Raw genomic sequence first — 24,383 nt, forward strand, 5'->3', positions numbered from 1 at the left:
TCTCCGTGAATCTCGGTGTCGCAGTGATCGGAATGGGCTGGATGGGCCGGGTGCACACCCGGGCCTACCTGCGCGTCCGCCAGCACTACCCGGATCTACCGGCGCCGATGCTCGTCGCGGTGGCCGATGACGTGCCGGGACGCGCCGCCGAGGCGGTTGACCAGTTCGGCTTCGCGTCCGATGTGGCCGACTGGCGCACGCTGGTGCACGATCCGCGGATTCAGGCAGTCAGCGTCACCGCGCCGAACTTCCTGCACCGGGAGATCAGCGCCGCGTTCGTCGCCGCCGGCAAGCACCTGTGGATCGAGAAGCCGGTCGGGCTGAGCGCCGCCGACGCCCGCGCGATCATCGGCCCCGGCCAGGTGACCGTCGGCTTCAACTACCGGCACGCCCCGGCCGTCGCGAAAGCGCGGGAGCTGATCCGGACCGGCGTGATCGGGACTGTCACGCATGCCCGGTTCAGCTTCTGCAGCGACTACGCGGCCTCTCCGGACGACGCGCTGACCTGGCGCTTCGAGCGCGACCGTGGCGGCAACGGCGTGCTCGGCGACCTGGGCTCGCACGCCGTGGACCTGATCCGGCACCTGCTCGGCGAGATCGTCGAGGTCTCCGCGGACAGCGCGATCCTCATTCCGCAGCGGCGACGAGCGCTGGGTGCCACGTCCGGCCATCAGCGGGGTACGGGTGAGCCCGGTCCCGTGGAGAACGAGGACTGGTTCGCCGCCCTGCTCCGGCTGGAGTCCGGCGCCCGCGTGACATGCGAGGCCAGCCGGATCGCGCAGGAGGACCCGAACCACTACGGCTTCACGATCTACGGAACCCGGGGCGTCGTGTCCTGGGACTTCCGCCGGATGGGCGAGCTCCGTCTCGGCGACGCGACGATCTTCGCCGGTCCGGGCGACGGCGACTTCGGCGCGTTCCAGCCGGGCGCCGCGATCGCGATGAGCTACGACGACCTCAAGGTGATCGAGGCGGCCTGTTTCCTGCGCTCGATCGTCACCGGGGTGCCACAGGGCCCCGGCCTTTCCGACGCGATCCGCGCCGCCGTGGTCCTGGAAGCGATCTCCGCATCAGCCGCGTCGGGTCGTAACCGTATCGTTCTCCCGGGAATCTGATCTTCGGGCTAGGCTCACCAGGCTTCATCAGCGCCCATGGGAGAGCCAATGCGTAAACGGGCCGTCCGGGCCGCGCTCACGGCGAGCATTCTCGCCGCGACCTCGGTGTTCTTCGTCGACCTCAGCACCAGAGCGGCCTCCGCCGCGACCACGCCGACCACCCTGACCGACCAGCAGCGTCACGCGATCACCGACTTCCACGCCGACCGCATGATCGTCGACGGAGTCCGTCAGCGGCTCCTGATCGCCGACGACGTGGCGCACCGCATCCTCGCGGTGAGATATGACGGCACCGTCGTGTCCGAGGTGGCGCTCCCGGACGGTGCGAACGCCACCGACCTGCAGCTCTCCGCCGACGGCGGCACGCTCTGGACCGCCCTGCCGGACACCGGCCTGATCGTCTCCTGGGACGCGGCCACCCTCACCGAGATCAAGCGGTACCCGGTCGTCGCCAGCCGCGGGGACCTGGGCCACATCGCGGTTGCCGAGGACAAGGTCTGGTACACCTACCGCAAGAACTACTTCGCCTCGCTCGACCCGGCCACCGGCGACGTCACCACGCACGTCCTGGGCGCCGGAACCAACACCTCGGCCTCGGAGCGGCAGCCGCTGCTCGCCGTCAGCCCCGCCGATTCGAGCCGTCTGATGCTGACGGATGCGGACTCGCGCGGTGACCTCTTCCTCTACGACACCCATGGCGGGGCGGTCGGGGTGGTCACCAGCGCGCAGTCCGGGCTCACGTCCGGGCACAGCTCGCTCGAGTACACCGCCGACGGCTCGATGATCTACACGGGTGGCGTCAACGGCGTCTACTACACGTGGACCGACGATCTGTCCCCGTCCTCGGGCCGCACCATCTCGATGGCACAGGCCGTCGACGTGGAGGTCGCCTCCAACGACTACGTCGCGGTCGGCGTGGCGCCCAGCGCGACCGCCACCGATCTGCGCATCTACCCGGCCGCCGAGACCGTCGCGACCCGCGAGTTCGACTTCCCGATCTCCGGCGCCGCGCCGAGCCTGGTCGACCTCGCGTGGTCGCCCACCGGTGACACGCTCTTCGCGATCACCGATCAGGCCGGCACCGAGAACCTCTGGGTGATCGACAGGCCAAGCGTCGTCCCGAGCCCGCCGGCTCCGGTGCAGACCGCCACCGCGATCAAGCTGACCGGGCCGTCGACCGCCGGCCGGGGCGCCGGGATCAACGTGCGTGGAAACCTCAGCGGTGGGCTCCCGATGGGCACCTCCGTCAAGGTCGTGCGGACCGACGCCGAGTCGCCCGCCGGCGTCGCGGTCACGGCGTCGGACACCAGCGCCAAGGGGGACTTCTCGTTCCTCGACTCCCCGCAGGCCGGTGGCACGATCACCTACACCGTCAGCTATCCCGGGGACGCCACGCACAAGCCGTCGTCCGCCAAGATCTCGGTCACCGTCCCGAAGACCACGCCGGGGCTGACGCTGGACCGCAACGGGAGTGTCAACGCGTACGGCTCGACCGTGAGCCTGACCGCGAAGCTCGGCGCCACCCACAAGAACCGGACCGTGGAGATCTGGGCCGACCCGTACGGCGCCGACCAGCCCCGCCGCCTGCTCAAGAAGGGCGTCGTCACCAGCGCGGGCGCGCTGAGCGTGAACTACAAGCTGACCCGCAACACCACGGTCAGCGCGGTCTTCGCCGGCGACACCCGGTACGCCGCCCGGACCGTCACCTCGGCGCTGAAGACCCGGGTCGCCGTCTCCACCACGGTCGCCAAGCATTACAAGGTCGCCGGCTCGTACCACTACGTGCGCAAGACGACGAACCCGAAGTTCACCACGACGATGACGGCGTACCCGAAGCGGAAGCAGACGCTCGTCCTCGAGCAGTACTCCGGCGGTAAGTGGAAGGCGTGGAAGTCCGGCGCCTACACGCTGTCGGGGGCGGGCACGTACACCTTCACGCTGACCGGCACGCACAAGACCGGCGTGAACTACCGGGTGCGGGCCGTCTACACGACGGGCACGTCTGGGGACAGCGCGAACTACACGACGTACGGCGCCTGGAAGTACTTCCGGTTCACGAAGTAATCGCCGGTCAGAACGTGTTCTTGTAGAGCGAGCAGCCCCGGCACACGTCCGGCGGCTCCTCGCTCGCCAGGCGCCGCCGGAACTCCCGGTACGCCTCACCGTGCCAGATCTCCGGGAAACCGGCCTCGGTCAGGTCACCCAGGGAGACCCGGTCGTCGCCCATCACCATGCAGCACGGCTGGACCACGCCGGCGCTCGTCACATAGGCGGCGTCCCACGGCCAGGTGCAGCCACCGCCGGCGGTTTCGTCGAAGCGGGGCAGTCGCAGGCGTACCCCGGTGTCGGCCGCGACCCGCCGGGCCTCGGCAAACGCGGCGTCGGACCGCTCGCGGTCCGCGCCGGTCCAGAGTGCCTGCTCGGCGGTGAACGTGCGGATCTCCTCGTAGCGCCCGGCCGGGTCGGTGTCGTCGAAGCTGTGCGACAGGTTCTGCACCCGCAGCTCGTCGACCCCGATCCGGCCCAGCAGCCGGACGAGTTCGGGCAGCTCACCGACGTTGTCCCGCATCGACACGAAGACCACCCGGATCCACGGGGTGTCGCTGCCCGCCTCCCGTTTCGCCCGCACCAGGCCGGCCAGGTTGCTGATCACGGTGTCGAACCGCGCGCCGTCCCGGATCGCCTCGTAGGACTCCGCCGTCGCGCCGTCCAGCGACACGTGCAGCCAGTCGACCCGGCTCGCCACCAGTTCCTCGGCGCGCCTGCGGTTCAGCAGCGTCGCGTTGGTGTTGAACCCGACCCGGATCCTCCGCCGGACCGCCGCCTCGATCATCTCCGGGAGGTAGGGCGAGAGCAGCGGCTCACCGAGCCCCTGCAACGTGACCTGCCGCAGCGGCACGTCCTCGACCAGCCGGTGGAACAGCTCCGGTGGCATCGCGCCGGCCAGCTTGTTGACCGGCGGACGATAGCGGACCAGGCACATCGTGCAGCGCAGATTGCACGCCGACGTGACCTCCACCTGCAGATGGGCGGGAAGCGGCGGGTCCAGCTGAACAGCCATGCTGCCGCGCATGCCCATCCAGCCCCACAAAAAACCCCCGATTCGGGTACGGGTGATTCCGCCCGTACCCGAATCGGGCTGCACCCGCCCTGAGACGGCCCGAAGGCTTACTTCATGCGGGGTCCAGAGCGAGGCCGTCGAAGATGAAATTCGGACTGAGGAACGTGTCGCCGCTGCTGCCGCTGAGGACCGAGATGGACAGCGTGTTGGTGCCCGCCTTCAGAGCGCTCGCCGGGATCGTGAACGTGTAGGTGGTGTTGATGCCGCGCCAGGTGCCGCGGGTGACGTTGCGCGAGTTCAGGTTCGCCGGGGCCGGGGATGCCGACGAGGGCGAGGTCCAGCCGCCGATCGAAACCGCCGGACGGCCGCCCGCGAAACTCGACGTGGTGGCGATCCGTAGCTTCGCGCCGTTCGCCGGGACCGTGCTGAGGTTGAAGCCGAGCGCGATCGGGGAGTTCACCGACTTGAATTCCGCCATCGGGAAGCTCTTCTGATCGGAAACGGTCTTGCTGCCGGTCCAGGCGGACATGCGCTTGTCCGACGGGTGCATCGTCTCGATCTTGTCGGCGTTGAGGAAGCCGGCCGGGGTGCCGTCGAACGTGCCGAGCTGGAAGAGGGTGCCGGCCGCCGGGACGCTTCCGGTGATCGCGAGACTCGTCGTCGCACCGGCCTTCACGGTGATCGTCGTCGTCTTCAGGCTCAGCTCACCGGCGTACAGGGTGGCCTGGTAGGTGCCCGGCTTGACGTGGCCGATGACGAATTTGCCGGATTTCACCTGCCCCCAGTACTGGCCGTTCGTGCCGGACAGACCGACCGTCGCCTTCAGGCCGTTCCAGGTGCCGGACGCGGTGCCGCTCACGCCGCCGCGCTGCGCGTTGGAAAGCATGCCGGGGATGAAGGACGCCAGGAAGTCCATGCTGCGGGCGGCCGGCGCGGCGCCGTCGGTGATCGCGAGTGCATACGGACCGTGCAGGCCCAGGCGCAGCGCCTCGGTCTGCTGGTGCCCGCTGAACATGTAGTGGGTGATGTTGACGGCGCTGCCGGTGTCGTTGACCTCGATGTCCCGGAAGAACGGCCCGCCGGACGTCATGTCGGTGTAGGCCGGGATGATGTACGCACCGTGACCGTTGCCGCTCGCGCCGAACGGCTTCTGCGCGATCAGCCGCTGCGAGCTGTAGAACTTCGACGCGGTCTGCCCGTTCGCGAACGCGAAGACATCCGACCCCTCGACGGTGGTCGGGGCGTTCGCCGTCTTCGCGGCCGCCGGGGAGGTCGTCAGCACCGACGGCTTCAGCCGGGCGATGAACCGGGCCTCACCGGGGTTCAGCGCCTTCGCGATGCTTGTCGCCATGTAGATCGTGTTGTCGTTCTTGCGGGCGAAGTAGTACTGCGTCACGCCGATCGACGTGTTCGCCGCGCTCACCAGGATCGAGCTGCCGTTGTTGAACGTCTTGCTCGTCACGGTCGCCGACGACCAGCCGGACTCGAACTGCCCGGCCGCATAGCCGGAAGCGGTCAGCTCGGTGCCGTTGTGCTTCAGCGACGTCATGTTGCCGTTCGTGCCGTTCACGATGAACGACAGGCCGGTGCCGGTGTCGAAGCTGACGTTCGCGGCGGCGCTCGCCCAGGGCTGGCCGACACCCAGCAGGCCGGCGCCGGCCAGGACCGCAACAGTGGCGAGACCGCCGGCGAGGATCTTCCGTTTCTTGGAGGGCATGCCCTCATGTGCGTTTCCAAGGCCGGAAGGTTGCTCGGTTCCTGAGCTTCCTCGGGGTTCTTCTAAGCTTCCTCGGGGTTCTTCTAGGGTGATCGAGTGACGACATTTCAGATCGGTGAGGCGGCCGAGCTGCTCGGCGTCAGCTCCGACACGGTCCGCCGATGGGTCGACGCGGGCCGGCTCTCCGCACATCGTGACCAGCAGGGACATCGGGTCATCGAAGGGGTGGACCTGGCCGCTTTCGTCAGGGGTCAGGGCGCCGGGCCGGATGAGCGTTCCGAGGAGTCGTCGGCTCGGAACCGGCTGCGGGGGATCGTCACCGCCGTGGTCAAGGACACCGTGATGGCGCAGGTCGACATCCAGGCCGGACCGTTCCGGGTGGTGTCGCTGATGAGCCGGGAAGCAGTCGACGAGCTGGACCTGCAGGTGGGTTCGGTCGCGGTAGCGGTGATCAAGTCGACGACCGTGGTGGTGGAGCGGGCGGCCAAACGCCCTTGAGTTCTCTAGCCGGCGGTGGCCCTGGCGACGGCTGTTCGGGGGCTGGTCAGGACGGGTAGGCCGGTGAGCCGGTCGGCGGCCGGGCTCATGCTCGCCTGAGCCAGCACGACGACATCGGCCGTGCCGGCGATCGCGCGGACGTGGTCGGCGATCTCGTCGAAGTAGCGGTCGTGGTCCCCGGACTCGAAATGCCGCCAGGAGGAAAGGCAGGGCTCGGGAATGAGGGTGATGGTGGTGCCGGCGTGGGCCGCGCTCTCCCGGAGCAGGGCCATCGTCGGTTCCATCGTGGACGCCACGGTGGCGACGACGGCGATCCGGTGGCCGGCGGCGACAGCGGCTTCCGCCATCGGTCGGTCGACCCGCAGGACCCGGCGGGACTCGCTCTCATCTTCGGCGGTTTCGCCGATTGTCGAACAGGTGCAGAGGATGACGTCGGCGCCGGCGGATCCCAGTTCGGCCAGACGGTCCCGCACTCGTGCGGCGATCTCGGGCGTGACCCCGTTGACCCGCGCATCCGCGAGCAGTGACGCGTCGACCAGGTGATGCGTCGTCCAGCCGGGCGCGAGTTCTGCGGTGAGCCCCTCGAATGTCGCGACATGCACGTCCGCCGTGTGCAGAAATCCGATCGTCGGCATCGCCCGAGTCTCCCAGACATGATCGCGTCATCACGGCCCACCGCAACCACGATGCCGTTCCCCGCCGTGGAGTGGCCGCGCGTCGTGCGCGGCCGTGGGCGTGCCCCGCCTGTCAGTCCCGGCCCGGCCATGGCATGGCCGTGGCGTGCCCCGCCTGCTAGCCCCGGCCCGGCCGTGGCATGGCCGCGCGTCGTGCGCGGCCGTGGTGGGGTCCCGTGTGCCACTTTCCGGCCGCGGCGTGGCGGGTCCTCCGTGTCACTCGTAGGTCACCGTGGCCTCGGGGACGCCTCGTGCCCGGGCCACCTGGGCCGCCTCCTCGTCAGCCTGTTTGCGGTGCGTGGCTGTCAAGTCGTTGAACGCGGTCACCGTCAGGTCGACCCGCTTGCGCCCTGCGAGACGGGCGCGCCACACGCCGACGATCTCGGAACCCACGAGCAGCACGCCGGGGTTGCCGAGTGACCGCCACACCTCTTTCTGTGCGGCACGCTCGGGAATCAGCAGGTCACGATCGCGGGCCTGGAGCAGCGGGTCCATGCCGGGCAGCCAGCGAACCCCGGAGACGGCGCGCGCCGACCGCAGAGCCGGCACCTCGGCCTCCGGCAACCAGGCTTTGCGGCCGTCGATGTGGATCTCGGTGAGCCCGGCCGGCCAGACCTTGCGGATCTCAGCGGGGGAGCTGCCCAGGTATTTCGCCACCTCGCCCGGACCGGCCGGACCGAGAAAACGCAGGTAGGTCGCGATGAGGCGATCGATCCCGGCATTCGCGTCGGGCAGCGGGGGAGCCTCCGGAAGAGGCCCGAGCAGCGCGTCCTTGCCGCGGGACAGGACTTCGACCCCGCCGGCCAGACCGGCCTGCTGCCAGACGTTGCTGGCGATGTGCCGGGCACGGCACCCCTTGCACGGGTACGTCAATGCGACAGGCACCCGCTTGCTCACCTCCGTGCTGGCCGAACCCCGGGCGATCGGTGCGGTCACCACCTCACGGAAGGCCGTGGCCGTCACGGTGAACGCCCGGCTCCCCAACGCTCCGGCATCGGGAATCTGCGCGCTTTTGATCCGAGCGGCGGCGTCCGCGTCGGTGAGCGGCCACAACTGGGTGGTCAGCGCCGCCAGATCGGACCGTCGGTGCAGGTGCGGCGCGCCTCGGGCGGCCCACACCGCGGCCAGCCGGTCGTCGGCCGGCTCGGCGCTGGTGCGAGCGGTGAGCGCGACCTGGGTGGAGTCCGGCGTGTACTGCTGGATGCCGAGGTCGAGCACCGGGAGGTCGGCCGCGCGCACGTCGGCCCGCTCGGCGAGGCCGAGCGCGGCGATCCGGTACGCCATCACCTGTGCCCGATCCACACTGATCATGCGCACCTCCTCGTGGCATGTCCGGCTAGGTGCGACGACCGTACCGCCGGGCTGCGACATTTTTCAGGCGTTCGGTGCGGGTGGCGACGCGGCCGTCAACGAACTCCCACGTGTCCAGCTGAGTCGGCCCGTACGGCCCCTCCTGATGGATCGGAGGCTCCCCGGTCAGCCAGTAACCGCACCGGCGGGCCACCGACGTGCTCGCCACGTTCGCCGGATCGATGCGCAGCAGCAGGCGGCGCAGACGGAGCGTGTGGCACGCGTACCCGGAAAGAAGTGAGAGCGCCCCCGACGCGAGCCCGCGCCGGCGGTAGGGGTGACCCACCAGATAGCCGAGCTCGGCTTCGCGCAGGTTGGAATCGACGGCGAAGAGCAGCACTTCGCCGACCGGGGGCCCACCGTCGGCAGTGATGGCAAGCTGGATCCGGCTGCCGTTGGCGCGTCCCTGGTGGGCACGTTTGAGGTACGCGCGGCCGGCTTCGGCGTCGAAGGGTGACGGCATCGGCGTCCAGCGCGCGATCTCCGGCTCGTCCAGCAGTGCGACCAGATCGTCCAGATCGTCCGGACGCCACTCGCGCAGGATGATGCCGGTTCCCGTCAACCTCAGCGGATAGGGCAGAGGGTCGGCGGTCACCCTCCGAATCCTGCCCACAAAGACCCGGTTAGTGCTAGTCGCGATCGATATTTGGTCGGCTTGTCGATACCGCTCTTGACCAGCGCTCAAGAAAGTATGTGGCGTTTGCCGGATCTTCAGCCCGGTTCACACCTTACGTGCCGTGATCTCCATTCCGGCTGCTCGCAGACGGTCGACGAGCGCATCGCCGATCGCCGTCGCCGGGGTCAGCACACCTCCCTCCGATGCCGGCAGCTTGTCTCGGTCCAGCGCCAGAGCCAGTGCCGATTCCCCGAGCATCACCGCTGTCGCCGCGTAGCCCGGATCGCCCTTGGCCCGGAACCGCGACGTGTATCGCGCCCCACTGCTCGTCGTGGTGAAGATGTCGATCGTGAAGTGCCCGGACTGCTGACTCTGCTCGCTCGGCCCGTCACCGGGTTTCGGCAGCACCCGGTCCAGCACGAACCGGACCGGAGGCACCGTCAGGCCGAGAACCAGGCCGCCGAGCGCCACTTTCGTACCGAGGGCGAGCACCGGTGACAGCGGCGACGTGCCGACGCTCATCACCTCGCGGTAGCGGAAACGCCGTCCGTAGGCCCAGCCGCGCAACGCGTTGCTGCGCCGCACCACACGGGTGTTGTAGGACGCCATCACGAACGGCGCGAGGTGCCCCCGCAGCGACGGATCCACTTCGGAGGCCGGAAGTGTGATCATGTCTTCCTGGCGGCCGAGGTCGGGTTCGTCCTCACGGTCGGGACTCAGCGAGTACGGGCTGGCACCGATCCGCCGTAGCCCGCGATCCTTGGCCATCAGGTCGATCTGGTTGCGCATCGAGTCGATCGTGCCGCCGCTGATCCCCGCCCGGATGCTCGTCACCACCAGCGTGGTGTCGGTCAGCTCGCCGGCGCCGTCGGCCTGCACCAGCGAGTGCAGAACGTGGACCCCGATGTCGGACGGGATCGAGTCGAACCCGCAGGAGTGCACGATCCTCGCCCCGGTGCGCCGCGCCAGCTCGTGGTTCTCGTCGATGCTGTCCCGGGCGAACAGCACCTCCCCGGTCAGGTCGACATAGTCGGTGCCTGCCTCGGCGCACGCGTGGGCGAGCGCGCGGCCGTACTTCGCATAAGGACCGACGGTCGTGATGACCACTCTGGTGGAGGACGCCAGCGCGCCCAGGGCTGCGGCGTCGGAGGCGTCGGCGACCACGAGTGGCCAGTCCACGTTCAGCCGGGAACGGACGGATTCGAGCTTCTGCTGTGACCGTCCGGCGAGGGCGATCCGGGTGCCCGCCGGTGTGAATCCGGCCAGGTGCCGTGCGACGAGGACACCGACGAAACCGGTGGCGCCATACACGATCACGTCGAAGTCGCGCGCTTGATCGCTCATGGCTGCCGATTGTGCACCCTGGGTGGAGAGTGCGCAGCACATGACCATCCTCCTGGTAGGCGGGTCGGCAAAAATCTGCCGGGTTATCCATACAAGCTCGGATCAAAGGGTTAATTTGGTGTAACAGCTCCACCGGACTTGGATCCAGGCGTAAGCGCGCCCGATCGGTCCGTGGACATCCGTCGGCAGCCCGCCTGAGCGGGCACCGTGGCCGGAACGCCGAATCCTGCCGCCGACCACGGATCACAACTCGAAGGCATGGAGCGGGGGACCCACAAGTTCCTCGGCGCTCACGCGTCTTGGGGTGAAGCCGCACTACGCGGCCGGGCCACTCTGCCCGAACCCGACAGCTGACCTCGCAGGCGTGGAGGACAACTGAAATGGTGCAAATCCGAAAGCAGGTCCACCTGGCGTTCGGTGTAGCCGTCGCCGGCCTGGTCGGCACGGTTGGCCTTTTGGGGCCTGCCGCGCCTGCGCAGGCGGTGCCGTCCGACGTGAACTGGGACGCCATCGCCCGCTGCGAGTCCGGCGGCAACTGGCGCATCAACACGGGGAATGGGTATTACGGGGGCCTCCAGTTCAGCCGCGGCACATGGCGTGCCTACGGCGGTACGCGTTACGCCCGAACCGCGAACCGTGCCACGAAAGGTGAGCAGATCCGCGTGGCCGAGCGTGTGTTACGTGGACAGGGAATCCGCGCCTGGCCGCACTGCGGCAAGCGAGCCAGCGTCAAGGTGAGCCGCAAAGCGGTCCGCAAGTCGCCGGTCCGCGCCGTTCGTAAGGCAGCGGTCCGCGTGGTCCGAGAAACGCCGGCCCGGACGGTCCCCACATCAACAGTCCGGATCGTTCGTGAGGCGCCGACCCGTGTGGTGCGGACCGCGGCCGGTCGTAGTGCCGTGCTCCAGAGCGCGAACCTCGCGCCTGGATCGGGCACGCGGACCTACGTCGTCCGGAGAGGAGACACCCTCGCGCGCATCGCCAGCCGGCACCACGTCGCCGGAGGCTGGCGCGCCCTCTACCGCGTCAACGACGATGTCCTCAGCAGCCCGCACCGCCTTTTCGCCGGTCAGCGGATCAAGCTCTGAGTCGGCTCGGGAGACGCCGGGCGTCCCGGTCGGGGCGCCCGGAGAAGCTGTCACTCCGGCCGTGTGAATTCCGGCTGGTCGAGCACGCGCAGCCATGTGCCGTCCGGCTGGCGGCGGGCGACTTGGGCCCGTGCGCCTGAGCCGTCACTCGGGGGCGTCGACGTCAGCGCCAGATCGCCGCTGATCAGCGTGGGCAGCGGCGGCTCGGGCTCGAACTGGGGCATGCGCGGCAACAGGTCGGCCCACAACTTGCGGATCGCCTCGCGGCCACGCGTCTGGCTGCCCGGCGGGTAAGCCATCACGGCATCCTCCTCATACAACATGGCGAGCCCGTCGGCGTCCTTTGCGTTGGCACGCTCGACGAACAGCCTGGTCAGGTCCTCAGGTCGGTGCGCTTGCTCGGTCATGGCTTCAGCTTCCCGGAGGTGTGGCCACAAGTCCAACGCATAGTTCTTCTGGCAACCATTAGTATTAGTCATGGATCTGCGCCAGCTCGAGTACTTCGTCACGGTCGCCGAGACCGCCAACTTCACCCGCGCCGCCGAGCGCGTGCACATCACCCAGTCCGGTGTGAGCGCACAGATCAAAGCCCTGGAGCAGGAGCTCGGCACCAAGCTCTTCGAGCGTTCCGGCCGCGTCGCACGCCTCACCGACGCCGGTGAGGCGGCCCTCCGGCACGCTCGGGCGGCCCTCGACGCCGCGGCCGACCTCCGGGACGCGATCGACGACGTACACGGCCTGGTGCGGGGCCGGCTCGTGATCGGCATGGTGATCGGATGCGAGGTGGCGCCCCTTTTCGATGCGTTCGCAGCGTTCCATTCCGAACACCCCGACATCGAACTCGAACTGGTGGAAGCGAACTCCGACCAACTCGTCGCCGGCGTCCGATCCGGCGACCTAGATTTGGCGCTGGCCGGGCTGGCAGGCGAGCCTCCCGAACACCTCGCGAGCCACGTGATCGCGAGCGAGCGGCTCGTCGCGTTGATCCCGCCGGACAGTGAACTAGCTGGTCATGCGCGTCTCTCGGTCACCGCGCTGTCCACGTACCCAATAATTTGCCTGCCGGTGGGCACCGGCATCCGTGACGTGCTCGACAAAGCCCGCGCGGCGGAAGGTGTTGATCCTTCGGTCGCTCTCGCGGCGACCTCGCCGGACACCGTGGCGGGCCTGGCTCGCCGCGGGCTCGGGGTGGCCGTGCTGAGCGAATCGATGGCCGCCGCCCATGCGGATCTCACCGCTGTCCCGATCGACGGCATCGAGATCCCCGCGCTGCTCGCGCTCGTCTGGCAGAACCGGAGCAGCCCGGCCTTGGCGGCCTTCCTCCGGCACTGCCGCGTCGCGTTCTTTGGAGTGGATCAAGAAAAGGAGGGGCGCATGATGGCGGTCCAGTAATCGTTTGGGCGCGCCGGGCCCTGGCAGGCGTGCGCGACGCCGGATGAAGAGTGCCCCCGGTAGGAATCGAACCTACGACACACGGTTTAGGAAACCGATGCTCTATCCCCTGAGCTACGAGGGCGCGGAGGCTCATGCTACCGGACCTGCTCCGGACTGCCGGTGACCGCCACTGCCATGGGTGCCGAGCGGGAGCCTCCAGCAACGAGAGGCGACGACACTCTACGGTTACGACGAATCGGTAGCGACTCGTCCGTTCGGCCGAGGGCGATGTAGTCGATCATGGATATACCCTCGCGCGTGACGTCGGCATCGATGTCCCGTCCCGCGAGGATCTCCATGCGAAACCGAAGGATCGGTGCCGTCGCCGTCGTGGCGGCCCTGACCGGATCCACTGTGCTTGCGGCGGGTGCCACGCCTGCGCTCGCTGACTCCGGTAAGGCCCTGCCCCTCAAGTCCGTCGGCGATCTGGTGGTGGACGGCGCCCACCAGCGGATCTTCGTCAGCGATCCGGACAGCGGAAAGATCGTCGAGACCAGGTACGACGGAACGGTCGCCGCCACCGCGAGTGGCCTTCCCCGGGTCACCGGACTGGCGCTGTCCCGCGACGGCAACGTGCTCTACGGCGCGCTGGAGTCGGGCCGGGCGATTGTCGCGCTCTCCGCCGCGACCCTCACCGAACCGGTCCGGTACGACCTCGGCGCCGGCGTCTACCCGTTGTCGCTGGAGAGCGCGGGCGGCAAGCTCTGGTTCAGTTACGACAACTACGGCAAGGACCCCTACATCGGGTCGGAAGGCAACATCGGTTCCCTCGACCTCGGCGGCGCGAAACCGGTCGTGGCGCTGGAGCAGGACACCACGGGCGCCTACCACCTGTGGTCCGGCGCACCGGAACTGACCTCCACGCAGGAGAGCACGCCGGGGGACAGCGCGCTGCTCGCCGCGTTCGACCCGCACACCTCCAGCGGGGTCGTCGCGGTCTACAACGTCGCGGGCGGCGCGTTCACCCGGACCGGCGCGCAGGGCATCACCAAGGGTTACACCCGGGATGTCGCGTTCACCCCGGACTCCGCACAGGTGGTCGCCGCCGACTCGACAGCGGTCACCGTGGCCCGCAGCACCGATCTGACGCCGACCGGCTCCTACCCGGTGAACGGCTGGGCAAAGTCGGTCGCCGTCGCATCCGATGGCACGGTGGCGATCGGCGGGTCCGAAGTGCGGATCTTCGCGCCCGGAAAGACCGTGCCGATCCGGAGGTACACGCTTCCGCGCACCGATCCGACCACCACCGGCAACGACGAGGTGGCTGACCGCGCGCTCGCGTGGGAGCCGGGCGGCAACCGGCTGTTCGCGATCACCGACAACTATTCGGCCATCCACCACCTGCGGGTCTACACCGAACCGAAGAAGTCGCCGCCGTCGCTGAAGTTGTCCGGCCCGGCGTCGGCGGCACGGGGCAGGCCGCTCACCGTCACCGGCTCGCTCACCGCCTCGATCCCGCTGCCGGCCGGCACCCGGGTGACCGTCACCCGCACCGACCTGGAGAACCCGTCCGGTAAGTCGCTGGGTACCTTGACCACCGCCGCCAACGGATCGTTCTCGGTCACCGACACCCCCTCGGCCGGCGGCACGGTGACCTATCGAGCCTCCTATGCCGGGGACGCGAAACACTCCGCCGTCACAGCGACCAAGTCGGTCTCGGTTTCCCGCACCTCGCCGGTTCTGACGATCAACAACAACAAGAAGACCTTCGGGTACGGCCGGACAGTCACGTTCACAGCGAAACTCGGTGCCACGTACAAGAACCGTGTCGTGGAGATCTGGGCCGACCCGAGCGGCGGCGACCAGGGACGACGGCTGCTCAAGCGTGCCGTGGCGAGCAGGTCGGGAACCGTGTCGGCGAGTCTCCGGCTGACCCGCGACACCACGGTGTCCGCGGTCTTCACCGGCGACCCGCGGACCGCGCCGAAGACGGTCAAGGCGACCGTGGGCACCAAGGTCAACGTGTCGCTGAAGGTGTCCAAGCACTACAGGACCGGCAAGATCGGCAAGACCAAGTACCACTACGTCCATGTGAAGACCAAGGCGAAGCTCACCGTCAAGATGACTGCCGGACCGAAGGCGCGCAAGGCGTACGTCGGGGTGCAGTTCTTCTCCAAGGGCAAGTGGCGGGCCTGGAACGACGGGTACTTCCCGGCGGCTGAGGCCGTCCACCTCGATGCCACCGGTTTCAAGGGTTACAAACTCCGGGTCCGGGCGGCGTACCGGAAGGGCAGCTCGGGGGACAGCGTCAACACCACGACGTGGACGCCGTACCAGTACATCTACATCACCAAATGACCCGGTCAATATCTACAGCGGGGGATTCTTCGATGTCACGCAAAGTCTTGTCGGCTCTTCTCCTCTCGGCCGCCGTCACCGTCGCTTCCACGGCATTCGCCGGCCCCGCTGCGGCGGCGAGCTATGGATGGGTGACCGCGGGCGCCAGCACTGTCACGTTCTCGGCTGACAACAAGGTCAAGAACAAGGTCGTGATCACCCGCTCCGGGCGCACCGTCACGATCGACGATCGGGTGGCGGTCAAGCCCGGTAAGAACTGCAAGCAGGTCAAGGGCGACAAGACCCGGGTCCGCTGCAAGACCACGAAGACTCCCGCCAAGGTGGTCGTCAAGCTCCACGATCGGGACGACTCGGTCGTCAACAAGAGCGACCTCAAGCTCGATGCGAACGGCGGCTCGGGCAACGACACGCTCGTCGGTGGTCCGAAGGCCGATGTCCTGAACGGCGACGAGGTCTGCGGCTCGTCGGGCGGCAAGGACAAGATCTACGGCCAGGGCGGCAACGACCTCGTCTACGCCGGTGACGGGTCCGACTACGTCTCCGCGGGCGACGGCAACGACCAGGTCCTCGGCGACAGCGACTGCCTCACCATGCCCGACCGCGCCGGCCACGACGTCCTCCACGGCGGCAACGGCACCGACACCCTCTTCGGCGACAACGGCAACGACAAGCTGTACGGCGGCAACGGCAACGATTTCCTCAGCGCCTCGGCCGGCGCGGACCGTATCGAGGGCGGCGCCGGCAACGACCAGCTGTACGGCGACCGGAACGACCGCAAGGTCTACGCCGATGTGCTGCTCGGCGGCACCGGCCGGGACTTGGTCGACTACCAGGGCTACAAGAAGAACCTCACCGTCTCCATGAACGGTGCTTCCCGCGACGACGGTGTGGCCGGTGAACATGACACCGTCGGCGCCGACGTGGAGATCCTCAACGGCGGCTCGGGCCACGACCGCCTCACCGGCAACGCCGCGGCCAATGAGATCTACGGATTCGACGGCAACGACACCATCCGCGGTGGCGGCGGCAACGACGACATGTCCGGCGGAGACGGCAACAACAGGCTTTACGGCGAGGCGGGCGACGACGCCCTCTACGTCTACTACGGTGTCGGCTTCCTCGACGGCGGCGCGAACAACGACGTGTGCAACGGCCGCCCCGAGACCGTCACCCTGGTTGGCTGCGAGACCTTCCAGCCCTGGTGACGGGCGTCACGGACGGCGTAGGGCAGGTCGGGTCCGGCACCATGTGACGATGGTCGATACTGCCGCATTGCTGGCCGCCTACGACGCGCAGATGCGCATGCCACCCGGCACCGTCCCAGCGGGCGAGATCCATGAGCACGACGGACCACTCCTGCGGATCGTCGGAGAGCACATGGGACGGATCCGCGGGCCGCGTGACCTCGGCGTGAGCGGCGCCGCGCTGGACCGCCTGATCGCCCGCCAGCGGGACTACTTCCGGGACCGTGACCAAGCCGTCGAATGGAAGGTGCGGGCCCACGACCTGCCCGCCGAACTGCCCGAGCGGCTTGTCGCGGCCGGATTCGTGGCGCAGGGGCCGTCAACGGTGCTGATCGGCGTCGCTGAGGAGGTGGCAACCGAGCCGGTCCTGCCGGACGGCGTCGTGCTGCGGCGGGTGAGCGAGGCCGGCGACCTGCGCCGCATCGCCGACCACGAGACAGTGGTGTGGGGGTTCGACCTCTCCTGGGTCGCAGGTCACCTCGGCGCCCACGTGAAGGCCGACCCGGACCACATCACCATCCTGGTCGCGGAGACCGATGATCAAATCGTCTGCGCGGCGTGGACGATCTACAGCCCGGGCACCGACTTCGGCGCGCTGCTTGGCGGCACGACCCTGGAGCAGTGGCGGGGGCGCGGACTCTACCGGGCGATCCTCGCGGCGCGTGCCCGGGAGGCGGCCGCCCGTGGCTTCCGGCTGCTGCACGTCGACGCGTCCCCGGACAGCGCGCCGATCCTGCGCCGGTGCGGCTTCCACGAGGTCACCACGTCCCGCCATTACCAGTGGACCCCACCGGCGAAGGCGGTGGAGTGAGACGCCGGGAAGCGGGCATCCGAGGATCTCCGATCTGTCGAGCGTGAGGTGGTCGTGATGCCGGAGTGGCTCCAGGCCGGAGGGTGGGGGCTGCTGGCCGGCTCGGCGCTGCTCGTCGGCGCCGCCGTCGGGTACCTGGCGCGGGTGCCGCGGCAGGTGGTGGCGACGGTGATGGGCTTCGGCGCGGGCGTGCTGCTGTCCGCGGTCGCCTTCGAGCTCATCGACGAAGCCCACGAGCGGGCCGGCATGCTGCCCACCGTGCTCGGCGCGGTGGCCGGGGCGGTGATCTACACCGGCTGCAACGTGCTGCTCGCCCGGCACGGCGCCCGGCATCGCAAACGGTCCGGGCAGCAGCAACCCTCCGAACAGGAGCAGACCGGCTCCGGCACCGCCCTGGCGCTCGGCGCGCTGCTCGACGGCATCCCGGAGTCGATCGTCATCGGGACGAGCCTGCTCGGCGGCGGGTCGGTCGGGGTCGTCACCGTCGCCGCGGTCTTCATCAGCAACGTTCCCGAGGGTCTGTCCAGCGCCGCGGGCATGCGTAACGCCGGACGCAGCCCGCGGTACGTCTTCGGCCTGTGGACCGCGATTGCGGTGATCAGCGGCATCGCCGCGATCGTCGGCTACACGCTGCTCGGCGGCGCACCGGCAGCCGTGCTGGCCGCCATCACCGCACTCGCCGGCGGCGCGATCCTGGCCATGGTCGCCGACACCATGATTCCCGAGGCGTTCGAGAACGCGCACCTGCTGATCGGGCTGGTCACGGTCGCCGGCTTCCTGGTCGCCTTCGCCCTGTCCCACGCCGGCGGCTGAAGCCCGCCCACAACAGTCCCGGCAGGGAATCAGTGGTCGCGGAGCAGGGAACCTGCGCCGCACACCCGATCGGGGATGCCGTGGTCCCGCAGCGCGAACCACAGCGTCGCCGCGTTGATGGCGATCACCGGCTTGCCGAGCTCCTCCTCCAGGCGATCGGCGAGGGCCACGAACGACAGGTTCGTGCCGACCTGGACGATCGCCTCCACATCCGGGCCGTCGATCTCGGCGACGACGTCGCGCAGGCGGTCGCCGGGCACCCGGGCGATGTGCATGGCGGTCGGGCAGCGCAGGCCGGTGATGGCCGCGACGTCGAAGCCGGCCTCGGTGAAGAAGCGGCCCACCTCGCGGTCGGCGATCGGCTGGTACGGCGAGAAGACCGCGATCCGCCGGCAGCCCAGTTCCCGCAGGGCGGCCCGGCAGGAGCTCGCACCGGTGGTGACCGGCAACCCGGTGCGGTCCCGAAGCCGCTGCTCGAACGCGGCGTTGCCCTCGACGCCACCCCAGAACGTCTCCGCTGACATGCCCATCACCAGCCGGTCGGGCTCGGCCGTGAGGGCGTCGCGGACCGCGGTGCCGATCGATGCCCGGATCTGGCCGAGCAGGGCCTGGAAGCCGGCGTCGTCGCTCATCACCGGGTCGGGGATGAACATCGAGCCCGCACGGTACGCCACGCCGGGGATCCGGGCGCCCCAGTAGTCGTGCTCGACGACGGTGTTGGTGCTGGGCACGATGACGCCGAAGACGGCGCGCGTGCCGACCATGTTCGTCACGGCTGCCTCAGCCTCCCGGTGAACGTGTCGGTGATCCTGTGTGCCCGGGCGCGGGCGGCGGTGCGGTCCAGCAGCAGCGCGTCGAGCAGCAGCGGAGAGGCGATCATCGCGACGCCGTCCTCCCGGTCGTCGTCGGGGACGCCCGCGGCGCGCAGCACCTCGTGGAACGGCGCGAGCAGGTCGCCGACGTACCGGTGGCGCAGCTCGACCGCGCCGGCGACGACGAGTGCCTGGAGGAACGCGGCGACCGGGCGGTCGCGCAGCCGGTCGCAGAGGCGGTCGACCTCGGCGTGCAGGTCCGTCGCGAGGTCGCCGGAAGGGGTGCCGGGCGGGATCGGCGCGACGTCGATGAGCGCGGCGAGCACGTCGCCCGGTGTCGGCCAGTGCCGGTAGATCGTGGTCCGGGAGACGCCGGTGACCTGGAACAGGCGCTGCGCGGTGAGCGCGGCCGGCCCTTCGTCGAGCAGCAGCCGGAGTGCCGCGGTCAGCACGACGGCCTCGGTGTCGCTTGTCGGTCCGGCGGGACGGCCGCCCATCAGTGAGCCGGGTGCGGCGCGCTCAGTGACACGGGGATCCGGCCGATAGGAACGTGCGGGGGAGCACGGATGAGCTACCGGATCTCACTGGCGCGGACCGTGGCCTTCGCCATGGCGTACCTCGTGTCGGCGTGGGCCGGGCGTCTCACCGTGGTGGACGGCACCAACCTCAGCATGGTGTGGCCGGCCGCCGGGGTCGCGGTGATCTGGTTCTGCGCGCAGCGCCGGTCTCCCTGGTTCTGGGTCGACGGCGTCGTGCTGATCACGATCTCGTACTTCGTGAACGCGCTGACCGGGGCGACGCACGCCACCTCGCTCGCCTCGGCGGCCGCCAACTTCGCGCAGGCCCTGGTCTTCGTCGTGCTGCTCCGGCGCTGGCGGCCGAGCCTCTGGGGCGCGGGCGGCGACGGGCCGATCGGGTCACCACGTGACCTCTGGATCCTGCTGGCCGCCTCGTGCGCGTCCACGGCCTGCGGCGCGTTCGTCGGTCCGACCACCCGGTGGTTGCTCGGCGAGGGCTATCCGTGGGTGGCGGCGGCGGTCTGGCTGGCCCGGAACACCGCCGGCACGCTGATCGTCGGGATGGCCGGACTCTGCATCGGCCAGGCGGTCAGCACCTACCGGGCCCGGCACGGCTCGCCGGCCGGCTGGGCGCGGCAGTGGATCGCCATGCTCCGCGTCACGCCGCGCTGGCGGATCGCCGAGTACGCCGGTCTTGCGGTCTGCACCACCTCGCTGTACATGGTGGGGTTCCGGTACGCGGATCGCCTGCCGCTCTCGTTCGCCGTACTCGGCCTGACGGTATGGGTGGCGACCCGGCTGGCGACGCCGTTCGTGGTGGCGCACAGCCTGCTCGTCGCCACCATCGCCGCGCTGTTCACGCTGAACGGCCAGGGCCCGTTCGCGGTCGTCGGCGACCTCGCTCTCCGGACCGTCATCCTGCAGGCGTTCGCCGCGATGGTCGCCGTGGTCGGGCTGGCGCTGGCGCTGGGTCGCGACGAGCGGGACCGGCTGATGGCCGAGCTGGCGGCGCAGCGGGAACAGGCCTCCCGGCATGCCGCGCTGATGACCGCGATCGTCGACTCGATGGCCGACGGTCTCGCGGTGATCGATTCCACGGGTGGGGTGGTGCTGCGCAATCCCGCCTCGGTGCGCCTGCTCGGCGACCGGATCGGCGCGGGGGAGAGCGACCCGGCCGCCTACGGGTTCTTCCGCGCCGACGGCTCCCGCTATCTCGACGAGGAGGCGTTCCTGAAGGCGCTGGCCGACGAGGAGGTCCGGGACGCGGAGATCCTGGTGCGCAACCCCGGGGTGCCCGAGGGCCGTTTCGTCCGGGTCACCGCCACCGCCCTGCCGAACCCGGACGGCACCCGCAGCGCGGTGGTGCTCTACCACGACGTCACGGCCGAACGCCGGCACCGCGACGAGCTGACGAACTTCGCCGGGGTGGTGGCGCACGACCTGCTCAATCCGGTGGCCAGCGTGGACGGGTGGACGGACGCCGCGCTGGAGGCTCTGGCGACCGTGCCGGCGCATCCGGGGGTGGACCAGGCGCGCGGGGACCTCGCCCGTCTGGCCCGGGCGTCCGATCGGATGCGGTCGCTGATCGAGGACCTGCTCGCGTACACGACCGCCCGCAACGCCGTTGCCGCGCCGGCGTACGTGGACCTCACCGCGGTGGTGGCCGACATCGCGAACGCCCGCACCGACGCCGCGGCCGCCGCGGGCCGGCCCGAGCCGCGGTTCACGGTCGGCGCGTTCCCTCCGGTGCACGCCGATCCGGTGCTGGTCCGGCAGTTGCTGGACAACCTGATCGGCAACGCGATCAAGTACACGGCGCCCGGTGTCACGCCGGCCCTGACCGTCACGGCTGCCCGGGAGGGCGACATGGTCCGGGTCTGTGTCGCCGACAACGGCATCGGCATCCCGGAGGGACAGCACGATGCGATCTTCGCCAACTTCCACCGCGCCCACCTGGGCAGCGGTTATCTCGGCACCGGGCTGGGCCTGGCGATCTGCCAGCGGATCGTGGAGCGCCACGGGGGAACGATCGCCGCGTCGGACAATCCGGGCGGCGGGTCACGCTTCGTCTTCACGCTGCCGGCCGCCACCCCGATGACGGCGAAGCCGCGGGCGGGTTCGGGTGCGGTCGTGGCGCTGTAGCCGTACCCCGACAAAAGCCGTGGGTGGCGACGCCTCCGTATCATGAGCCCGTCAAACGGGGGGAAACGGAAATGCGCGACCAGGAAAAGCCGGCCGAGATGTCCATGCTGCGGGAGTGCCTGTCCGCATGACGGTTTACGGAACGGCTGTCGCGCCACCCAAGAAATCCCTGCGGAACGTCGTCGTCGGCATCGTCGCGGCAGCAGTTGTCCTGCTCGGTTCCGGGACCACGTTCCAGCTGGTCCGGGAGTTGCCGGACGCCACACTCAGCACGTCGGTCGCCAGCGAGATCAAGGTGCCCGGCGCGGCGCCGAAACTGCCCTGGCCGCCGACCGGTTCGGCCGAGCTGATGGTCGAGGGCCTCGGCCGTCTCGGTGGCTCGGGCGGCGACTCCGCCGAGCCGATCGGCAGCGTCGCCAAGGTGATGACCGCCTACGTGATCCTCAAGGAGCACCCGCTCACCGGCGACGACGAGGGCCCGTCGCTCACCGTCACGGCGGCGGACGTCGAGGACTACGAGGGGCGCAAGGCGACGAACCAGTCGCTCGTGCACGTGGAGGAGGGCGAGAAGCTCACCGAGCGGGACGCCCTGGAAGCGCTGATGCTCCCCTCGGCCAACAACATCGCGCATCTGCTGGCGATCTGGGACGCCGGCAGCGAGGAGGCGTTCGTCGCGAAGATGAACGCCGCCGCCGACGCCCTGGGCATGGACGACACCGAGTACAGCGACCCCAGCGGCTTCCTGCCGACCACCGTCAGCACCGCGCCGGACCAGGTGGAACTCGCCCGCGCCGCGATCAAGTTCCCGGTCTTCGCGGAGATCGTCGAGCTGCGCGAGGCGACCATCCCGGTCGCCGGGAAGATCTACAACTACAACGACATGCTCGGCGTCGAGGGCGTCTTCGGCATCAAGACCGGCTCCACCGACCAGGCCGGCGGCAACCTCGTCTTCGCCTCCCGGCTCAAGGTCGGCAAGCGCACGCTCACCGTGGTCGGCGCGGTCTTCAACCAGCCCGGCGCGAACACTCCCGAGCAGCTCGCCGAGGTCAATGTGCACGTCCGCAAGCTGCTGGCCGCGGTGCGCAAGACCGTGAAGGAGTACGAGCTGCTCGGCGCCGAACCGGCCGGAAAGGTGGAGGCCGCCTGGGGCGACTCCGCCACGGTGTCGCCCGCCGCGCCGCTGAAGGTGGTGGGCTGGCCGGGCCTCGCGGTCCCGGTCAAGGTCACTGCCGATGCGCCGGGTCCGACGCCCGCCGCCGGCACGGTGGTCGGCCAGGTCGAGGCCTCCGGGGTACGGGTGGAGCTGCGCACCGATTCCGCGATCCCCACCCCGTCCACGTGGTGGAAGCTGTCCCGGGTCTCCTAGCCGGCGTTCTGCTCAGGCGCGGCCACCGGGCACGTTGACCTGGCGGCGGGCGAGGTCCTCGAGGATCTCGGCCGTCGCCGACGTGCCGAAGCGGGTCACGCCGACCGCGGCCATCGCCAGCATGGTGTCCAGGGTGCGGATGCCGCCGGACGCCTTGACCTGCACGGCGGCGGAGACGGCTGACCGCATCAGGGCGAGGTCGTCGACGGTGGCGCCGGTCGGCGCGAAGCCGGTGGAGGTCTTCACGAACGCCGCGCCGGCCCGCTCGGCGGCCCAGCAGGCGGCCAGCTTCTGCTCGTCGGTCAGGTACGCGGTCTCCAGGATGACCTTGACATGCGCCTCGCCGGCGGCCTTCACCACGGAGAGGATCTCGTTCTCCACCGCGTTGATGTCGCCGGACCGCAGCCACCCGATGTTGAGCACCATGTCGATCTCGGTGGCGCCCTGGTCGACCGCGAGCTCGGTCTCGGTGACCTTGATCTGGGTGGCGCTGTCACCGTGCGGGAAACCGATCACGGTGCCGACCCGCACGTTCGTGTCCCGCAGCAGCGACACCGCGGTGGGCACGTCGCAGGGACGCACGCAGACCGAGGCCACGTCGTATTTCGCGGCGACAGCGCACCCGCTGCGCACGTCCTCGACGGTGAACTCGGGCCGGAGGATGGAGTGGTCGATCATCTTCGCGATCTGCGCAACGGTGAAGTTCATGGTTCAACGCTAGCTGTCTAGACAGCCAGTTGTCTAGACAGCTTCCTCCGTACCCTAGGCTCTGTTGCATGCCCGACTTCGTGCCGCGCTATTTCCGCATCGAGCAGGCGCTGCGCGCACGGATCGCACAGTCCCGCCCGCACGACCCGCTGCCCAGCGAGCCGGAGCTGGCCCGGGAGTTCGGCGTGAGCCGGATGACCGCCCGGGCCGCCGTCACGCAGCTGGTCAACGACGGGCTCGTCTACCGCGCGCCCGGCCGGGGGACGTTCGTGGCCGTGCCGGCCGGTCCGCGCCGCGCCGACAACTTGATCCGGCTCAGCGAGGAGATCCGTAAACAGGGCCGCAAACCGTCGGCCCGGGTGCTGCTCGCCGAGCTGCGCCCGCCCACCGCGGTCGAGGCCACCCGGCTGCGGCTGCGCGACGGCGACGTGGTGGCGATCCACCGGGTCCGGCTCGCCGACGACGAGCCGATCGCGTTCGAGCGGGCCATCTATCCCGGCGCGCTCGCCCCCCTGCTCGACATCGACGTGTCCGGATCGGTCCACGAGGCGATCGTCGGTCTGGGCCGGACGCCCACCCGGGGCACCGCGACGCTGACCGCCCAGCCCGCCACCGAGGAGGACGCCCGCGAGCTCGGCGTGCCGGTCGGCGCGGCGCTACTGGTCGAGGAGCGGCTGATCCTGGACGAGGCCGGCCGGCCCCTGGAGCTGAGCGAGTCCCGTTACCCAGGGGAGCGGTACCGCCTGGACGTGGCGTTCGGTGTCGAGCCCGTTTAAG

General features: G+C 69.7%; 22 protein-coding genes, 1 tRNA gene and 1 riboswitch. Of the genes, 12 read left to right on the forward strand and 11 right to left on the reverse strand.

Features of this window, described 5'->3' with window-relative positions; translation table 11 throughout:
- Window positions 1-5 precede the first annotated feature (5 nt).
- Together AMIS_RS02465 and AMIS_RS02470 are read left to right on the forward strand one after the other, a co-directional pair.
- Window positions 6-1,115 (forward strand): Gfo/Idh/MocA family protein, encoded by a 1,110-nt coding sequence (locus tag AMIS_RS02465; protein WP_231859217.1) that lies wholly within the window; start codon window positions 6-8, stop codon window positions 1,113-1,115.
- A 48-nt stretch (window positions 1,116-1,163) separates the two neighbouring features.
- Window positions 1,164-3,179 (forward strand): hypothetical protein, encoded by a 2,016-nt coding sequence (locus tag AMIS_RS02470; RefSeq protein WP_041829522.1) that lies wholly within the window; start codon window positions 1,164-1,166, stop codon window positions 3,177-3,179.
- A gap of 7 nt (window positions 3,180-3,186) precedes the next feature.
- On the opposite strand, the gene AMIS_RS02475 is transcribed toward AMIS_RS02470, so the two are convergent.
- Window positions 3,187-4,176 (reverse strand): radical SAM protein, encoded by a 990-nt coding sequence (locus AMIS_RS02475; RefSeq protein ID WP_157434723.1) that lies wholly within the window; start codon window positions 4,174-4,176, stop codon window positions 3,187-3,189.
- Between the two features lie 112 nt (window positions 4,177-4,288).
- Window positions 4,289-5,893 carry a rhamnogalacturonan lyase B N-terminal domain-containing protein gene (locus AMIS_RS02480; RefSeq protein ID WP_014440609.1) on the reverse strand — a complete coding sequence of 535 codons (1,605 nt, stop codon included), beginning with the start codon at window positions 5,891-5,893 and terminating at the stop codon, window positions 4,289-4,291.
- A gap of 96 nt (window positions 5,894-5,989) precedes the next feature.
- Between AMIS_RS02480 and AMIS_RS02485 the strand changes: the two genes are divergently transcribed.
- On the forward strand, window positions 5,990-6,391 hold the full coding sequence (locus AMIS_RS02485) for a TOBE domain-containing protein (RefSeq protein WP_014440610.1): 402 nt from the start codon (window positions 5,990-5,992) through the stop codon (window positions 6,389-6,391).
- A gap of 5 nt (window positions 6,392-6,396) precedes the next feature.
- Here AMIS_RS02485 and AMIS_RS02490 read toward each other — a convergent pair whose 3' ends face one another.
- The 4 genes from AMIS_RS02490 to AMIS_RS02505 all read right to left on the reverse strand — a co-directional run bounded on the left by AMIS_RS02490 (window position 6,397) and on the right by AMIS_RS02505 (window position 10,375).
- Window positions 6,397-7,026 (reverse strand): aspartate/glutamate racemase family protein, encoded by a 630-nt coding sequence (locus tag AMIS_RS02490; RefSeq protein WP_014440611.1) that lies wholly within the window; start codon window positions 7,024-7,026, stop codon window positions 6,397-6,399.
- 255 nt (window positions 7,027-7,281) lie between these two features.
- Window positions 7,282-8,376, reverse strand: a complete 1,095-nt coding sequence (locus AMIS_RS02495; protein ID WP_014440612.1) for a DNA glycosylase AlkZ-like family protein — start codon at window positions 8,374-8,376, stop codon at window positions 7,282-7,284.
- Between the two features lie 25 nt (window positions 8,377-8,401).
- Entirely contained in the window at window positions 8,402-9,010 is a 609-nt protein-coding gene (locus AMIS_RS02500) for a GNAT family N-acetyltransferase (protein WP_014440613.1), read from the reverse strand.
- Between the two features lie 126 nt (window positions 9,011-9,136).
- Entirely contained in the window at window positions 9,137-10,375 is a 1,239-nt protein-coding gene (locus AMIS_RS02505) for a saccharopine dehydrogenase family protein (RefSeq protein ID WP_014440614.1), read from the reverse strand.
- 207 nt (window positions 10,376-10,582) lie between these two features.
- Window positions 10,583-10,755: riboswitch (cyclic di-AMP (ydaO/yuaA leader) on the forward strand.
- Here AMIS_RS02505 and AMIS_RS02510 point away from each other — a divergent pair.
- Window positions 10,756-11,460, forward strand: a complete 705-nt coding sequence (locus AMIS_RS02510; RefSeq protein WP_014440615.1) for a LysM peptidoglycan-binding domain-containing protein — start codon at window positions 10,756-10,758, stop codon at window positions 11,458-11,460. It begins immediately after the preceding riboswitch.
- Window positions 11,461-11,510: 50 nt separating this feature from the next.
- On the opposite strand, the gene AMIS_RS02515 is transcribed toward AMIS_RS02510, so the two are convergent.
- Window positions 11,511-11,867, reverse strand: coding sequence for a YybH family protein (locus AMIS_RS02515; protein ID WP_014440616.1), 357 nt, complete (start codon window positions 11,865-11,867; stop codon window positions 11,511-11,513).
- A gap of 70 nt (window positions 11,868-11,937) precedes the next feature.
- Here AMIS_RS02515 and AMIS_RS02520 point away from each other — a divergent pair, with 70 nt between their 5' ends.
- Window positions 11,938-12,852, forward strand: coding sequence for a LysR family transcriptional regulator (locus tag AMIS_RS02520; protein WP_014440617.1), 915 nt, complete (start codon window positions 11,938-11,940; stop codon window positions 12,850-12,852).
- A gap of 51 nt (window positions 12,853-12,903) precedes the next feature.
- Here the strand turns inward: AMIS_RS02520 and AMIS_RS02525 are convergent.
- Window positions 12,904-12,976, reverse strand: a tRNA-Arg gene (locus AMIS_RS02525).
- A gap of 215 nt (window positions 12,977-13,191) precedes the next feature.
- On the opposite strand from AMIS_RS02525, the gene AMIS_RS02535 reads away from it, so the two are divergent.
- The 4 genes from AMIS_RS02535 to AMIS_RS02550 are packed head-to-tail and all read left to right on the forward strand — an operon-like array spanning window position 13,192 to window position 18,060.
- Window positions 13,192-15,192: an Ig-like domain-containing protein gene (locus tag AMIS_RS02535; RefSeq protein ID WP_041829524.1), complete on the forward strand. Its 2,001-nt coding sequence runs from the start codon at window positions 13,192-13,194 to the stop codon at window positions 15,190-15,192.
- Window positions 15,193-15,224: 32 nt separating this feature from the next.
- Window positions 15,225-16,397: a calcium-binding protein gene (locus AMIS_RS02540; RefSeq protein ID WP_083888561.1), complete on the forward strand. Its 1,173-nt coding sequence runs from the start codon at window positions 15,225-15,227 to the stop codon at window positions 16,395-16,397.
- A 49-nt stretch (window positions 16,398-16,446) separates the two neighbouring features.
- On the forward strand, window positions 16,447-17,247 hold the full coding sequence (locus tag AMIS_RS02545; RefSeq protein ID WP_014440620.1) for an acetyltransferase: 801 nt from the start codon (window positions 16,447-16,449) through the stop codon (window positions 17,245-17,247).
- Window positions 17,248-17,304: 57 nt separating this feature from the next.
- Window positions 17,305-18,060 carry a ZIP family metal transporter gene (locus AMIS_RS02550; RefSeq protein WP_014440621.1) on the forward strand — a complete coding sequence of 252 codons (756 nt, stop codon included), beginning with the start codon at window positions 17,305-17,307 and terminating at the stop codon, window positions 18,058-18,060.
- 29 nt (window positions 18,061-18,089) lie between these two features.
- Here AMIS_RS02550 and AMIS_RS02555 read toward each other — a convergent pair whose 3' ends face one another.
- A complete protein-coding gene (locus AMIS_RS02555; RefSeq protein ID WP_231859369.1) occupies window positions 18,090-18,824 on the reverse strand; it encodes a maleate cis-trans isomerase family protein in 735 nt (244 codons plus the stop codon).
- Between the two features lie 5 nt (window positions 18,825-18,829).
- Complete coding sequence (locus AMIS_RS40195) at window positions 18,830-19,369, reverse strand: TetR/AcrR family transcriptional regulator (protein WP_014440623.1); 540 nt, start codon at window positions 19,367-19,369, stop codon at window positions 18,830-18,832.
- A 69-nt stretch (window positions 19,370-19,438) separates the two neighbouring features.
- Between AMIS_RS40195 and AMIS_RS02565 the strand changes: the two genes are divergently transcribed.
- Window positions 19,439-21,532 carry an ATP-binding protein gene (locus AMIS_RS02565; RefSeq protein ID WP_014440624.1) on the forward strand — a complete coding sequence of 698 codons (2,094 nt, stop codon included), beginning with the start codon at window positions 19,439-19,441 and terminating at the stop codon, window positions 21,530-21,532.
- A gap of 127 nt (window positions 21,533-21,659) precedes the next feature.
- On the forward strand, window positions 21,660-22,898 hold the full coding sequence (locus AMIS_RS02570) for a D-alanyl-D-alanine carboxypeptidase family protein (RefSeq protein ID WP_014440625.1): 1,239 nt from the start codon (window positions 21,660-21,662) through the stop codon (window positions 22,896-22,898).
- Window positions 22,899-22,910: 12 nt separating this feature from the next.
- On the opposite strand, the gene deoC is transcribed toward AMIS_RS02570, so the two are convergent.
- Window positions 22,911-23,606, reverse strand: a complete 696-nt coding sequence (gene deoC, locus AMIS_RS02575) for a deoxyribose-phosphate aldolase (RefSeq protein WP_014440626.1) — start codon at window positions 23,604-23,606, stop codon at window positions 22,911-22,913.
- Between the two features lie 68 nt (window positions 23,607-23,674).
- On the opposite strand from deoC, the gene AMIS_RS02580 reads away from it, so the two are divergent.
- The gene (locus AMIS_RS02580) at window positions 23,675-24,382 is read left to right on the forward strand and encodes a GntR family transcriptional regulator (RefSeq protein ID WP_014440627.1); all 708 of its coding nucleotides are present in this window, start codon (window positions 23,675-23,677) and stop codon (window positions 24,380-24,382) included.
- The last annotated feature ends 1 nt before the right edge of the window (window position 24,383 follow it).

The sequence above is a fragment of the Actinoplanes missouriensis 431 genome (genome assembly GCF_000284295.1).
In the GTDB taxonomy this organism is placed as follows: Bacteria; Actinomycetota; Actinomycetes; order Mycobacteriales; family Micromonosporaceae; genus Actinoplanes; species Actinoplanes missouriensis.